Origin of the sequence: Staphylococcus edaphicus (assembly GCF_002614725.1) — a bacterium.
Taxonomy (GTDB): Bacteria; Bacillota; Bacilli; order Staphylococcales; family Staphylococcaceae; genus Staphylococcus; species Staphylococcus edaphicus.
Genome location: NZ_MRZN01000002.1, coordinates 35,048 through 50,222 on the forward strand (window position 1 = coordinate 35,048; position 15,175 = coordinate 50,222).

At 33.8% G+C, this 15,175-nt stretch carries 15 protein-coding genes; 13 read left to right on the top strand and 2 right to left on the bottom strand.

All coding sequences use genetic code 11. The features are described 5' to 3' along the window. Nucleotides 1–107: 107 nt before the first annotated feature. Nucleotides 108–659, bottom strand: coding sequence for a peptide deformylase (gene def, locus BTJ66_RS01700; RefSeq protein ID WP_099089271.1), 552 nt, complete (start codon nt 657–659; stop codon nt 108–110). A gap of 125 nt (nt 660–784) precedes the next feature. On the opposite strand from def, the gene BTJ66_RS01705 reads away from it, so the two are divergent. The 12 genes from BTJ66_RS01705 to auxB all read left to right on the top strand — a co-directional run bounded on the left by BTJ66_RS01705 (nt 785) and on the right by auxB (nt 12,777). Further along, on the top strand, nt 785–1,411 hold the full coding sequence (locus BTJ66_RS01705; RefSeq protein ID WP_099089272.1) for a YkyA family protein: 627 nt from the start codon (nt 785–787) through the stop codon (nt 1,409–1,411). Nucleotides 1,412–1,683: 272 nt separating this feature from the next. Further along, nucleotides 1,684–2,796: a pyruvate dehydrogenase (acetyl-transferring) E1 component subunit alpha gene (pdhA, locus tag BTJ66_RS01710; RefSeq protein WP_099089273.1), complete on the top strand. Its 1,113-nt coding sequence runs from the start codon at nt 1,684–1,686 to the stop codon at nt 2,794–2,796. 3 nt (nt 2,797–2,799) lie between these two features. Next, nucleotides 2,800–3,777: an alpha-ketoacid dehydrogenase subunit beta gene (locus tag BTJ66_RS01715; RefSeq protein ID WP_099089274.1), complete on the top strand. Its 978-nt coding sequence runs from the start codon at nt 2,800–2,802 to the stop codon at nt 3,775–3,777. A 145-nt stretch (nt 3,778–3,922) separates the two neighbouring features. Then, the gene (locus tag BTJ66_RS01720; RefSeq protein WP_099089275.1) at nt 3,923–5,224 is read left to right on the top strand and encodes a dihydrolipoamide acetyltransferase family protein; all 1,302 of its coding nucleotides are present in this window, start codon (nt 3,923–3,925) and stop codon (nt 5,222–5,224) included. 3 nt (nt 5,225–5,227) lie between these two features. Beyond that, the gene (gene lpdA, locus BTJ66_RS01725; protein WP_099089276.1) at nt 5,228–6,634 is read left to right on the top strand and encodes a dihydrolipoyl dehydrogenase; all 1,407 of its coding nucleotides are present in this window, start codon (nt 5,228–5,230) and stop codon (nt 6,632–6,634) included. A 152-nt stretch (nt 6,635–6,786) separates the two neighbouring features. Beyond that, nucleotides 6,787–7,065 carry a UPF0223 family protein gene (locus BTJ66_RS01730; protein ID WP_099089277.1) on the top strand — a complete coding sequence of 93 codons (279 nt, stop codon included), beginning with the start codon at nt 6,787–6,789 and terminating at the stop codon, nt 7,063–7,065. 147 nt (nt 7,066–7,212) lie between these two features. Then, the gene (locus BTJ66_RS01735; RefSeq protein WP_099089278.1) at nt 7,213–7,752 is read left to right on the top strand and encodes a helix-turn-helix domain-containing protein; all 540 of its coding nucleotides are present in this window, start codon (nt 7,213–7,215) and stop codon (nt 7,750–7,752) included. Nucleotides 7,753–7,764: 12 nt separating this feature from the next. Next, nucleotides 7,765–8,859 (top strand): ABC transporter ATP-binding protein, encoded by a 1,095-nt coding sequence (locus tag BTJ66_RS01740; RefSeq protein WP_099089279.1) that lies wholly within the window; start codon nt 7,765–7,767, stop codon nt 8,857–8,859. Next, on the top strand, nt 8,852–9,655 hold the full coding sequence (locus tag BTJ66_RS01745; RefSeq protein ID WP_099089280.1) for an ABC transporter permease: 804 nt from the start codon (nt 8,852–8,854) through the stop codon (nt 9,653–9,655). The genes BTJ66_RS01740 and BTJ66_RS01745 overlap by 8 nt, the downstream gene beginning before the upstream one ends. A 5-nt stretch (nt 9,656–9,660) precedes the next feature. After that, on the top strand, nt 9,661–10,473 hold the full coding sequence (locus tag BTJ66_RS01750) for an ABC transporter permease (protein WP_099089281.1): 813 nt from the start codon (nt 9,661–9,663) through the stop codon (nt 10,471–10,473). Continuing rightward, nucleotides 10,470–11,543 carry an ABC transporter substrate-binding protein gene (locus tag BTJ66_RS01755; RefSeq protein ID WP_099089282.1) on the top strand — a complete coding sequence of 358 codons (1,074 nt, stop codon included), beginning with the start codon at nt 10,470–10,472 and terminating at the stop codon, nt 11,541–11,543. The genes BTJ66_RS01750 and BTJ66_RS01755 overlap by 4 nt, the downstream gene beginning before the upstream one ends. A gap of 73 nt (nt 11,544–11,616) precedes the next feature. Further along, nucleotides 11,617–12,777, top strand: coding sequence for a lipoteichoic acid stability factor AuxB (auxB, locus tag BTJ66_RS01760; protein WP_099089283.1), 1,161 nt, complete (start codon nt 11,617–11,619; stop codon nt 12,775–12,777). Between the two features lie 120 nt (nt 12,778–12,897). On the opposite strand, the gene BTJ66_RS01765 is transcribed toward auxB, so the two are convergent. Continuing rightward, nucleotides 12,898–14,253, bottom strand: a complete 1,356-nt coding sequence (locus BTJ66_RS01765) for an Nramp family divalent metal transporter (RefSeq protein ID WP_099089284.1) — start codon at nt 14,251–14,253, stop codon at nt 12,898–12,900. 203 nt (nt 14,254–14,456) lie between these two features. On the opposite strand from BTJ66_RS01765, the gene BTJ66_RS01770 reads away from it, so the two are divergent. Next, nucleotides 14,457–14,954 (top strand): DUF4064 domain-containing protein, encoded by a 498-nt coding sequence (locus tag BTJ66_RS01770; protein ID WP_099089285.1) that lies wholly within the window; start codon nt 14,457–14,459, stop codon nt 14,952–14,954. Nucleotides 14,955–15,175: the final 221 nt, after the last annotated feature.

The following is a 15,175-nucleotide window of genomic DNA, read 5'->3' on the forward strand; positions in this document are numbered from 1 at the left end:
TTAGCTATCACTAGGTACATACTGAGTCAACTTTTGACAATATAGCAAGCTAGGCCGAGCCATGACTATATGGCTCGGCCTAGCTTGTTATTAATTAACCTAGTTGGTTAGACTTCTACGGCATCATCATGTGGCTGAAGTGGGTTGTTTGAATCTATATGATCATAGAACATTATGCCGTTGATGTGATCAATTTCATGTTGAAGTACAACAGCAGGATAACCTTTCAAACGTAATTTCACTTCTTTTCCATCAATGTCGGTAGCTTTAACCGTAATTCTGTTTTTACGATGGACTAATCCTGGAATGTTTTCGTCTACACTTAGGCAACCTTCACCTGTGGGAAGATAGGCTTCTTGGATACTGTGGCTCATGATTTTTGGGTTTACTAACATTAAATCATATGACTTACCATTTCCATCATCTGGTAAATAAACGGCAATCATTTTTTTAGAAATATTGATTTGTGGAGCAGCAAGCCCAACACCTGACCGTAATCCATATTTGCTAGCCATATCTTCATCTTGACTATTAATTAAAAATTCACGCATAGCTAATAACGTATTACGATCCTCTTCGGAAAGCGGTAAAGTAACGTCTTTTGCTTTCGCCCGAAGTGTAGGGTGTCCATCCCGGATAATATCTTTCATAGTTAACATTTGTTCATACACCTTCCTTAATATAAAATATACCAAAGTTGAATAGATAAAATACAGTAGTTAGATTTGATTTATCATAAAATATTATATAACATAACAAGCACATAAAGGAGGATTTTTCAAAAATGAAATTAAAATATGGCATCAGTGCAGTCCTTGCTTCTACAGTCTTAGTTGCTGGGTGTACAACAGATAAAGGCGAAATTAAAGATTATAATGAACAAGTACAAAAGGCTTTTGATGCAGAAAAACCAGTATCATCTGTTGGTAAGAAATTAAATAGTTTAGAACAAGATAAACAAAAACTAGTGAAAAAAATTAACGGTAAAAATCAGCAAGAAGTGCAAGATACATCTAAAAAAGTTGTTGATAATATTGAACAAAGAGAAAAAGAATTTAAAAAAGAAGAAAAGGCCATAAATAATTCTGAAGAAAAATTCAAAAAAGCGGAACAACATTTAGATAACATAAATGACAAACAAAAGAAAAAAGAAGTTAAACAATTAAATGATGCGCTACAAGATAAATATAAGGCGCATGATGCATATGCAAAAGCATATAAAAACATTATGAATAAAGAAAAGGATATGTTTGAATATACTGCTGGAAATCAAGTAGAACAATCTCAAATTGATAAAAAATCCGAAGAAGTATCAAAATCATATAAAGAGATGAATAAAGCTTTCAAGAAATATTCAGATGCAATGAATAAAGTGAATAAAGAAAAAGAAGATGTAGATAGTTTAGCCTAAAGACAAACGATGGAGGCAAGTCATTTGAAATTAAAGTATAGAAGATATACCATTATAATTGATTGCGCTTACATTTGATGGGAATACTATGTAATAGAGTACTGTTTTGTTAGTGGTACAGTCATAGTGAAATAATTAGTACAGCTCCGGAACTGTACCTACTTTAACTACTACAGAACTTTTTCAAATTGTTTAACAGTGAAACAGTTTTGTGGTACAATGTTTAAGGATAAAATGAATTTCTATTATACGGGAAAGGTTTGGTGAATTGAATGGCTCCGAAATTAAAAGCCCAATTCGATGCAGAGAAAGTATTGAATGATACTCAATCTCAATTTGAAATGATTCAAATTTTGGATGAAGATGGTAACGTCGTTAATAATGATTTATTACCAGATTTATCTGACGAGCAGTTAGTTGAATTAATGGAGAGAATGGTTTGGACACGTATCCTCGATCAACGTTCTATTTCATTAAATAGACAAGGTAGATTAGGTTTCTATGCTCCAACGGCAGGACAAGAAGCTTCACAATTAGCTTCACAATACGCTTTAGAACAAGAAGATTTTATTTTACCAGGTTATCGTGATGTACCACAATTAATCTGGCAAGGTTTACCTTTAACAGAGGCCTTCTTATTCTCAAGAGGACACTTTAAAGGTAACAGAATGCCTGAAGGCGTTAATGCTTTAAGTCCACAAATTATTATCGGTGCACAGTATGTTCAAACTGCTGGTGTTGCTTTAGGTATAAAAAAACGTGGTAAACAAGCTGTAGCAATTACTTATACTGGTGATGGTGGTTCTTCACAAGGTGATTTCTACGAAGGTATTAACTTTGCTTCTGCATATAAAGCACCTGCAATTTTTGTAATCCAAAATAACAACTACGCTATTTCTACACCTCGTAGTAAACAAACGGCTGCAACAACGTTAGCTCAAAAAGCAATTGCTTGTGGTATTCCTGGTTTACAAGTAGATGGTATGGATGCTTTAGCTGTATATCAAGCAACAAAAGAAGCACGCGACCGTGCCGTTAATGGTGAAGGCCCAACATTAATCGAAACAATTACTTATCGTTATGGTCCACATACAATGGCTGGTGACGATCCAACGAAATACAGAACTTCAGATGAAGATTCTGAATGGGAGAAAAAAGATCCGTTAGTTCGTTTTAGAAAATTCCTTGAAGGCAAAGGCTTATGGACTGAAGAAAAAGAAAACGAAGTAATTGAACGCGCGAAATCAGAAATTAAAGCTGCTATCAAAGAAGCTGACAATACTGAAAAGCAAACTGTTATTGATTTGATGGAAAATATGTATGAAGATATGCCTCAAAATTTAGCAGAGCAATATGAAATTTATAAAGAGAAGGAGTCGAAGTAACCGATGGCACAAATGACAATGGTTCAAGCGATTAACAACGCGCTTAAAACCGAATTACAAAACGACGAAAATGTTTTACTTTTCGGTGAAGACGTTGGTGTTAACGGTGGTGTTTTCCGTGTAACTGAAGGTTTACAAAAAGAATTCGGTGAAGATCGTGTATTTGATACACCTTTAGCGGAATCTGGTATTGGTGGTTTAGCGTTAGGTTTAACTACACAAGGATACCGTCCAGTTATGGAAATACAATTCTTAGGATTCGTATTTGAAGTATTCGACTCTGTAGCAGGACAAATTGCGCGTACGCGTTTCCGTTCTGGTAACTCTAAACAAGCGCCAGTTACTATTCGTGCTCCTTTTGGTGGCGGTGTGCATACACCAGAACTACATGCCGATAATTTAGAAGGTATCTTAGCGCAATCACCTGGATTACATGTTGTAATCCCTTCTAACCCTTACGATGCTAAAGGTTTATTAATTTCTGCTATCAGAAGTAACGATCCTGTCGTATATTTAGAACATATGAAATTATATCGTTCATTCCGAGATGAAGTACCTGAAGAAGAGTACACTATCGAAATTGGTAAAGCTAACGTAAAACAAGAAGGTAATGATATTACCCTTATTGCTTATGGTGCAATGGTACAAGAATCATTAAAAGCAGCAGAAGAATTAGAAAAAGATGGCTACTCAGTAGAAGTTATTGACTTACGTACTGTACAACCAATTGACATCGAAACACTTGTTGCTTCAGTTGAAAAAACAGGACGTGCAGTAGTTGTTCAAGAAGCGCAACGTCAAGCTGGCGTAGGTGCAGCTGTAGCATCAGAATTAGCTGAACGTGCAATCCTTTCATTAGACGCACCAATCGCTCGTGTCGCAGCAGCAGATACGGTTTATCCGTTTACACAAGCTGAAAATGTTTGGTTACCAAACAAAAACGATATCGTTGAAAAAGCAAAAGCAACATTAGAATTTTAATAATCACTGAAGCGAAGTAGCGTATATGAAACTTCAATATACCTACTTCATTCAGGTTTATATATACAACATGAGGTATGAGCGATTGATCTCATCCTCAATTTCTAATTTTTGACTTAATATGAATTTTTAGGAGGATAATAACGTGGCATTTGAATTTAAATTACCCGACATTGGTGAAGGTATCCACGAAGGTGAAATTGTAAAGTGGTTTGTTAAAGCTGGAGATACAATTGAAGAAGACGATGTATTAGCTGAAGTTCAAAATGACAAATCAGTTGTTGAAATTCCATCACCTGTTTCAGGTACTATCGAAGAAGTATTAGTAGATGAAGGTACTGTAGCAGTTGTTGGTGATACAATTGTTAAAATTGATGCACCTGATGCAGAAGATATGCAGTTTAAAGGTAGTGAAAGTGATGATTCTTCAAGTGAATCTGCAGAAGCTCCTGCTGAAGAAAGTGCTAAAGAAGAAGCAGCACCTGCTCAATCTTCAAGTGATGAAGAAGTAGACGAAAGCAAACGTGTGAAAGCGATGCCTTCAGTTCGTAAATATGCTCGTGAAAATGGCGTTAACATTAAAGCTGTTTCAGGTTCAGGTAAGAATGGACGTACTACTAAAGAAGATGTCGATGCATACTTAAATGGTGGACAAGCTTCAACAACAAATGAAAGTGCTGCAGCAACAACGAGTGAAGAACCTTCAAGTTCTGCACAACCAGCAGCAGTTTCAACAGAGGATGAATACCCAGAAACTACTGAAAAAATACCAGCAATGCGTAAAGCAATTGCTAAAGCAATGGTTAACTCTAAACACACTGCACCACACGTAACATTAATGGATGAAATTGATGTTCAAGAATTATGGGATCACCGTAAAAAATTCAAAGAAGTTGCAGCTGAGCAAGGTACTAAATTAACTTTCTTACCTTACGTTGTAAAAGCACTTGTTTCTGCACTTAAAAAATACCCAGCACTTAATACTTCATTCAACGAAGAAGCTGGCGAAATTGTGCATAAACATTATTGGAATGTTGGTATTGCTGCTGACACAGACAGAGGCTTATTAGTGCCAGTTGTTAAAAATGCTGACCGCAAGTCTATGTTTGCAATTTCAGATGAAATTAATGAACTAGCTGTTAAAGCACGTGATGGTAAATTAACTGCTGATGAAATGAAAGGTGCTACTTGTACAATTAGTAACATCGGTTCTGCTGGTGGTCAATGGTTTACACCAGTAATTAATCATCCAGAAGTTGCTATCTTAGGTATTGGCCGTATTGCTCAAAAACCTATCGTTAAAGATGGCGAAATTATTGCAGCACCAGTATTATCATTATCATTAAGCTTTGACCACAGACAAATTGATGGTGCTACTGGTCAAAATGCTATGAATCATATTAAACGTTTATTAAATAATCCAGAATTATTATTAATGGAGGGGTAAAACATGGTAGTTGGAGATTTCCCAATTGAAACAGATACTATTGTAATCGGAGCAGGACCTGGTGGCTATGTTGCAGCAATTCGTGCAGCACAATTAGGTCAAAAAGTAACAATCGTAGAAAAAGGTGAACTTGGCGGTGTATGTCTAAATGTTGGATGTATTCCTTCAAAAGCTTTACTACACGCTTCTCATCGTTATGATGAAACTAAAAACTCTGAAAATTTAGGTGTTATTGCTGAAAGTGTTTCACTTAAATTTGACAAAGTTCAAGAATTCAAACAATCAGTTGTTAAAAAATTAACTGGTGGCGTTGAAGGACTATTAAAAGGTAATAAAGTTGAAATCGTAAAAGGTGAGGCTTATTTTGTTGATAATAATAGCCTACGTGTTATGGATGAGAAAAGTGCTCAAACATATAACTTCAAACACGCGATTATTGCAACTGGTTCTAGACCAATTGAAATCCCTAACTTCAAATTTGGTAACCGTGTAATCGATTCTACTGGCGCATTAAATTTACAAGATGTACCAGAAAAATTAGTAGTAGTTGGTGGCGGTTATATTGGTTCTGAATTAGGAACTGCTTTTGCTAACTTTGGTTCAGAAGTTACAATTTTAGAAGGCGCTAAAGATATCTTAGGCGGTTTCGAAAAACAAATGACGCAACCTGTTAAAAAAGGTATGAAAGAAAAAGGCGTTGAAATTGTAACAGAAGCGATGGCTAAATCTGCTGAAGAAACAGACAATGGTGTTAAAGTAACATATGAAGTTAAAGGTGAAGAACAAACTATCGACGCTGATTACGTATTAGTTACAGTTGGACGTCGTCCAAACACTGACGAATTAGGCTTAGAAGAATTAGGTCTTAAATTCGCCGATCGCGGTTTATTAGAAGTAGATAAACAAAGCCGTACTTCTGCTGAAAACATTTTTGCAATTGGCGATATCGTACCAGGTTTACCACTTGCACATAAAGCAAGCTATGAAGCTAAAGTAGCTGCAGAAGTTATTGCTGGAGAAGCATCTGAAGTTGACTACATTGGTATGCCTGCTGTATGTTTCACAGAACCTGAATTAGCTACAGTTGGTTATACAGAAGCTCAAGCTAAAGAAGAAGGTTTAGCAGTAACTGCATCTAAGTTCCCATATGCAGCTAATGGTCGTGCGTTATCATTAGATGATACTACTGGATTTGTTAAATTGTTAACACTTAAAGAAGATAATACATTAGTAGGTGCTCAAGTAGTAGGTACTGGTGCTTCTGATATTATTTCTGAATTAGGTTTAGCAATTGAATCAGGAATGAATGCTGAAGATTTAGCATTAACTATACATGCTCACCCAACATTAGGTGAAATGTCTATGGAAGCTGCTGAGAAAGCATTAGGATTACCTATTCACACAATGTAATTTATAGCTATACTTTGCATTTTATTCCAGTCAGCTATTGCTGATTAGCTTATGAGTCCGAGACAATTATTTTGTCCGGACTCATTTTTTTGATATTTTAATTTTACAAGGGTATATAATTTATAGGTTAATAGTGAAAGGTGGTATATAAAATGGAATATCAATATCCAATTGATTTAGATTGGACTAATGAAGAAATGATGCAAGTTGTTTCTTTTTTTAACGCTGTAGAAGCATATTATGAATCTAGTGTAGATGGAAAAAAGTTATTGGAAAAATATAAGCAATTTAAAAATATTGTTCCAGGAAAGGCTGAAGAAAAACAAATTTTTAAAGAGTTTGAAAATAGCAGTGGATACAGTAGCTATCATGCAGTTAAAGCCGTTCAATCTTCGACTGAACAAAAATATTTTTCAGCAAAAACTAAATAAGTATTGTTTTTAAGGCTATATTTTGATATTTTTATTAAGCATTAAACAAAATGTTTGATAATTGTAAACAAAATGTAGCTTTATATTTTGGGATTGAATTGATAAATTTAAAGCTAAAACTAAAACAAATGTGTTAAAGGTGACTTCATGGACATAGGTAAGAAAATTAGGAATTTAAGAACTATGAAAAAATTAACGCAAGAAGAATTGGCTGAGCGAACGGATCTTTCAAAAGGCTATATATCGCAAATTGAAAGCCAGCATGCTTCTCCTAGTATGGAAACATTTCTAAATTTATTGGAGGTTTTAGGAACTAGCCCAAGTGATTTTTTTAAGGAGCCAAGTTCTGAAAAGATATTATATAAAAAAGAATCACAAGCAACTTACGATGAATATGATAAAGGTTATATTCTAAATTGGCCGGTAACACAATCTAATGAATTTGAAATGGAACCTTTGATATTAACTTTAAAGGCACATGCTTCGTACAAACATTTTGAACCATCTGAATCTGATACATTCATATATTGTTTAAAAGGTGAAGTGGCACTTTTATTAGGTGACAAACATTATTATGCTGAAGCTGGGGATGCACTTTATTTTAAAGCCAATCAATTACATAGATTAGCGAATCAAACAACTAGTGAAGTACAGGTAATGATAGTCGTTACAGCTTCATATTTATAGGAGGAGATACAAATGGCGCCATTATTATCTTTCAAATCGGTTAGTAAACAATACGATGACTTACAGATATTAGACAAAATAGATATCGATATTGAGTCAGGACACTTTTATACATTATTAGGACCATCTGGTTGCGGTAAGACAACTATTTTAAAATTAATAGCAGGTTTTGAAGCGTCAGATAGTGGGGACATCATCTATCAAGGGCAATCAATTAATCATATACCTGCAAATAAACGAAAGGTTAATACTGTCTTCCAAGATTATGCACTATTTCCTCATTTAAATGTCTATGATAATATTGCTTTTGGTTTGAAGCTAAAAAAATTACATAAGTCAGAAATTGATAGAAAAGTACAAGAGGCACTGAAATTAGTGAAATTGAATGGATATGAGACAAGAACTATAGATGGTATGAGTGGGGGACAAAAGCAGCGCATTGCGATAGCAAGAGCAATTGTAAATGAACCTGAAATTTTGTTGTTAGATGAATCTCTTTCTGCCTTAGATTTAAAACTAAGAACAGAAATGCAATATGAGCTTAGAGAAATACAATCTCGATTAGGTATTACATTTATTTTTGTTACACATGATCAAGAAGAAGCATTAGCACTTAGCGATTATATATTTGTGATGAAAGATGGTAAAATCCAGCAATTTGGTACACCTATTGATATATACGATGAGCCGGTAAATCGTTTTGTAGCTGATTTTATTGGTGAATCGAATATTGTAGAAGGTGAAATGATAGAAGATTATTTAGTTAATATTTACGGACAAGATTTTGAATGTGTAGATATGGGTATTCCTCCACATCAGAAAGTAGAAATAGTTATTCGTCCTGAAGATATATCATTGGTAGATGCTACAAGTGGGTTATTTGAAGTCACAGTTGATTCAATGCTATTTAGAGGCGTTCATTATGAAATAAATTGTATTGATAGAAAAGGTTATGAATGGATGATTCATTCGACTAAAAAAGCTGACGTAGGTAGTAAAGTAGGACTATACTTTGATCCTGAAGCGATTCATATTATGGTTCCGGGTGAGACAGAAGAAGAATTTGATAAGCGAATTGAAAGTTACGAGGATCAAGAAAATGCGTAAACTAAATCGATTTTTGTTTATTCCTTATGTATTATGGATGATACTTTTTATTATTGTACCTGTATTATTACTCGTTTATTTTTCAATGTTTGATATTCAAGGTCATTTTAGTCTGCAAAATTATAAACAAATGTTCTCGTGGAAATATTTTAGTATGATTTGGGATTCTGTTATTTTTGCTGGAATCATTACAATCATTACATTATTCATTAGTTATCCAGCTGCATATTTTATACGCAGTTCAAAATTTCAAAATCTATGGTTAATGATACTTATTATTCCTACGTGGATAAATTTACTTCTAAAGACCTATGCATTTATAGGTTTATTGAGTCATGATGGTATGATCAACCAAATGTTAAATTTATTTCATTTGCCAAAAATGGATTTGTTATTCACTGTACCGGCATTTTTACTCGTTGCTTGTTACATTTATATACCATTTATGATATTACCCATTTTCAATAGTATGAAGGACATCCCTAATAATATTTTACAAGCTTCTAGTGATTTAGGTGCTAGTCCGTTTACAACTTTTCGAAAAGTCATCTTGCCACTTACAAAACAAGGTGTGTTAACGGGAATTCAAGTGACATTTATTCCAGCACTTTCATTATTTATGATAACAAGGTTAATTGCTGGTAATAAAGTTATAAATATAGGGACAGCGATAGAGGAACAATTTTTAGTAATTCAAAACTATGGCATGGGCTCAACCATTGCATTGTGTTTAATCCTCTTTATGGCACTTGTCTTAGTTATAACGAATACTAAATCTACAAATGGAAAAGGGTGAATTATATGAAATGGTACGGTAAAGTATATCTCGGTATACTGACTGCAATATTGTATATACCTATTTTATTTTTAATGGTATATTCATTTAATTCTGCTGGAAATATGATCCATTTTGAAGGTTTTACATTAGCACATTATCAATCGTTATTTAACAACGACCGTTTAATGTCAGTGATTTTTAATACGATTGCTGTAGCATTACTAGCAGCAGCTATTGCTACAGTCATTGGCACAATGGGAGCAATTGGCTTATATCATTTAAGAAACAAGAAGTTGAAAGTTTCATTATTGACGTTAAATAATGTTTTGATGGTATCGTCGGATGTTGTAATTGGTGCTTCATTTTTGATAATGTTTACAGCTATTGGGCATTTTACTGGTTTAGGATTAGGATTTTTAACTGTACTAATTTCTCATATTGCATTTTGTATACCAATTGTTGTGATTATCGTCTTGCCAAAACTTTATGAAATGAATGATCATACGTTGAATGCAGCACGTGATCTTGGTGCAACGGAATTACAAGTTTTAAATAAAGTGATGTTACCTCATTTGATGCCAGCAGTGATAGGTGGTTTCTTTATGGCACTTACTTATTCACTTGACGATTTTACGGTAAGTTTCTTTGTTACTGGTAATGGTTTCAGTGTGCTCTCTGTAGAAGTATATGCTATGGCAAGAAAAGGTATAAGTATGGAAATCAATGCAATTTCTACGATATTATTTGCAGTTATCATGCTTGGTGTATTAGGTTATTATTTAATTCAGAATACATTGAAACATAAAAAGCATAACAAACGAGGTGTACAACAATGAAACGTTTTTTACAATTAATTATCATTTCCATTGTTGTTGGCATAATATGTTTACTCATAAGTCAAAAATTCACATCTAAAGATCATTCGGCAAGTGGTGAGAAAATATATGTATATAACTGGGGAGAGTATATTGATCCGAGTTTGATAAAAAAATTTCAAAAAGAAACAGGCATTGAAGTAGTATATGAGACTTTTGATTCTAATGAAGCAATGGAAGCTAAAATTCGTAATGGTGGCACAAATTACGATGTTGCTTTTCCAAGTGAATATACAGTTCAGAAATTAAAAAAGGAAAATTTATTATTACGACTAAACCATGATAGACTGCCTAATTTAAAGAACTTAGATTCAGATTATATGAATATGTCCTTCGACCATGGAAATCAGTACTCGATACCCTACTTTTTTGGCACAGTAGGTATTCTATATAATAAAAATGCCTATCCAAATGATAATTTCACTTCTTGGAGCCAGTTATATGAAAAAAAATATAAAGATGATGTATTATTAGTTGATGGAGCCAGAGAAGTGATAGGTTTAGCATTGAATAAATTAGGTTACAGTCTAAATGATACAAATTCAAAACATTTAGCAGAAGCTGAAAATACGTTATCGCATTTAGGACCAAACGTTAAAGGTGTCGTAGGTGATGAAATAACGATGATGCTAGAGCAACATGAAGCTAATATCGCTGTTGTGTGGAGTGGTGTTGCAGCGCCTATGGTTCAAGGCAGTGATGAATTTGACTATGTTGTACCTGAAGAGGGATCTAATCTTTGGTTTGATAATATGGTAATTCCGAGAACTGCTCAAAATAAGGAGGGGGCATATAAATTTATGAACTTCTTATTGGACGAAGATATAAGTAAACAAAATACTGAATGGGTTGGTTATGCTACTCCGAATAAAGCTGCAAGAGCAAAACTTCCAAATGAAGTGAAGAATGACACACGCTTTTACCCTACGCAGGAAGACCAAGAAAAGTTAGAAGTATATAAAGATTTAGGTAAAGAAACATTAAGCGAATATAATGAAAGGTTTTTAAATTTTAAAATGTCCTTGAAATAATGTCTAGTTAGTAGTTATTTTGCCGTTAATTCGCTATAATAGTTTGACAAGCAATATAAGGAGTTGTAAAAACATGTCAGGAGAGCAATATACTCAAGTTAGACGTCCAGTGAGTCGTCTAGCAGAAAAAGTATTAGGTTGGTTAAGTTGGGTATTCCTATTACTGCTAACCGTTATTACGATGTTTATTGCACTAGTATCTTTTAGTAGTGAGGCATCAATACAAAATTTAGAAACAACGCTGAATGGTAATGATTTTGTTCAACAAATTTTAGCAAATAATAGTTTGAATACGACTCAGTTCGTAATTTGGCTACAAAACGGTGTATGGGCAGTAATTGTATACTTTATTGTATGTTTACTGTTATCTTTCTTAGCACTTATCTCTATGAATATTAGAATATTATCAGGATTCTTATTCTTATTGGCTACGGTTGTGACCTTACCGTTAGTATTATTATTTGTACCACTTATCATACCGATTCTATTTTTAATCGTTGCAATCATGATGTTTGCTCGTAAAGATAAAATAGAAACAATACCTGCTTATTACGCAGAAGGTTATCAAGGTCGTTATACACCATATGAACAATCATCAGAGCCAACACCACAATATTTTGAGAAAGAACAAACTGCTGACGTTAAACAACCTACTAATGATGATGAACAATTAAGAAGAGGTGGATATTCATCAGAAGTTGCTGAAAAAGTAAATGCTGAAAGCAGCGCCAAAGAAGATGAACCTCAAGTACTTTCAAGACAAGCGAAATATAACTATAAACATAAAAAACAAAATGATATGCAAGAAGAAGAACAAAGTACAGAAGATGAATTTGGTAATGTGAGTGATGTGTATGATGCGTCAGGTGAATATGTAGCTAATCATAATACAGAAGATGATACAGTTGCAGCCCAACGCAGACAAGAAGAACATGAAGCTGAACAGCGACGTCAACAAGCAGAGTATGAAGAACAACAACGCCGCCAACAAGCAGAAGCTGAGGAAGCAGCAAGACTAAAAGAACAAAAAGCTGAAGAGAAAATGCGTGTTAAGCAAGAAAAGAAAGAACGTAGAAAACGTGAAAAAGAGAGACGTAAACAACAGCCAAGTGCCGTAAGCCAACGCAGACAAAACTTTGAAGAGCGGAAAAAAATAACGTCACATGAAACAGAAACACCCGATGATTCAAAAAAAGAAACTGAAATAAAACATCAAGATGAAGATAAATCTTAAAAAGGTCTAACTGACAAAGTAAAAAGATGAGCAAGGTACGGTTCAAATTGTACCTTGTTCATCTTTTTTGTTTATCCGCTCAGTGAAGATAATATGTGCCACGCAAAAGTAATATATGCGTTATAATTCTTGGAAGGTTTGAACGATGAGGTAAATATTTAAAATACTGAGTATAATGATTAAGAACCATGAGATGATATTGACCCATCGTTTATTTTTAAATTGTCCCATTAAACGTTTATCATTAGTAGATAATTGCAGTGGTATAAGGGAAAACGGTAAAGCTAAACTTAAAAATACTTGAGAAAATACTAATAATTGTTCCATTTTTGCTTCATTACTATTAAAGATAATTAAGCAGAAGATAATTGGTAGTATTGCTATTAAACGTGTAATCAATCTGCGTAACCAGTTAGGTATACTTAAATTTATAAAACCTTCCATAACAATTTGACCAGCCATGGTCCCAGTGATTGTTGAGTTTTGACCTGATGCAAGTAAGGCAATTGCGAATAAAGTACTCATTATAGCACCCATTGAAGCACCTAATAGTGGCTGATTTTGTAAGGCATGATATAAATCATAGAATCCACCTAATTGGTCAGTATTTACACCAAAGAATAGTGCAGCACCTAATACAAGTAATAAACAATTTACGACGAAAGCAATTGATAATTGTATGTTTGAATCTAAAGTTGCATATTTTATTGCTTGGGCCTTTGATTGTGTATTATTGCGATCATACATACGTGATTGAACAATCGATGAATGTAAATATAAATTATGTGGCATAATGGTTGCACCAATAATACCTAAAGCGATGAACAGTGCGCCATTATCTGTGACGATTGTTTTGCTAGGCACAAAGCCATTTAACACTTCTGTGATGTGAGGCGATGCAATAAACACTTCGAAAATAAAAATCACAAGTACTGTGAAGATGAGTGTCCCAACGATAGCTTCAATTTTTCTGAATCCAAAGCGCATGATGAATAATAAGAAGAAAACATCAAACACAGTAATGAGGGCACCGACAAGAAGCGGTATACCGAATAATAAATCTAAAGCAATAGCACTACCGATAACTTCGGCAATATCTGTAGCAATAATAGCTAATTCGGCAATAATCCAAAATACAAAGGCTATAGGTTTGTTTAAATAATGTTTGGTTGCTTGTGCTAAGTCCATACCTGTTGCTATTCCTAACCTCACTGTCATACTTTGTAATAACATGGCTGACAGACTTGAAAGTAAAATCACGAATAGTAAAATGTAACCGAACTGTGCACCACCTTGCATAGATGTAATCCAGTTTCCTGGATCCATGTAGCCTACTGCTACTAACAAACCTGGTCCTAAAAAAGAGAATAATTTTTGACTGAATTTACCATGAGTATTAATGGAAACCGTATTATTGATTTCATCCAAACTCTTATTATGGGTTTTAACTTGATTTGTCAATAACCCCACCTCCATATCCAATTACTAATATTTTATAGATTACTCCAAAATAATTATTAGGTCAACCTAAAAATAAAAGAATGAAGCGTCGATATTTTGTTAAATTAATTATTGAATAGGTTATATATCATTTAAATAGTCTGAATAATGAACGTGATAATTTTTAATTAAAAGCAAGTTTGGTATGATGGAAAAAGTATAGAAATAGGAGGAAACTTATGAAGAGGAAAGCCGAACGTATCATGGCATGGATTGCAAATGGTCTTAGTATATTATTTATATTATTAATGGCTTTAGTATTTTCATTTATGAACGTCCCTGAATTTAAAGAAGCATTTAATCAAATGAATCAGCAACAAGGTATAGAAATGTCAATGGACACGTTTAAAACGACTATTATATTTCAAGGTATTTTATTAATTATTTCGACGATACTTGGTATCATAGGGACGTTAATTATCAAAGGTAACCGTGTATTAGCTGGTTGTGTTTTTATAATTGCTGCCATAACAAGTATATTTTCAGGGAATTTTGTAGCGCTTGTTTTATGGCTCATTGTTGGAATTATGTTATTCGTTAAAAAAGATAAACAATCGGTTGATACCCAAGGAAGAACTTTAAACGATGGGCCAACACATAACCGCAATCAACAAAGTGACATGAATCTAGATCGCGAAATGAAGCAAAAGAAAGACGATGACCCTTACATCTATTAAATGGTTACGGAATGTAAATATCATTAGGTGAATCAAGATTATGTTAATGACATATATATGAGAAAAAGTAGCGAACCTTCACTTAAATATAGAGATGACCGTTACAAAAAACTGCTGATAAAATATTTGATTTTATCAGCAGTTTTTTTGCATGCTTTCCGTAGGGGGAGCTATTTTACCCCGTATCATTTGACTAGTATTGTTCTTTGGTAGCTCCCGTT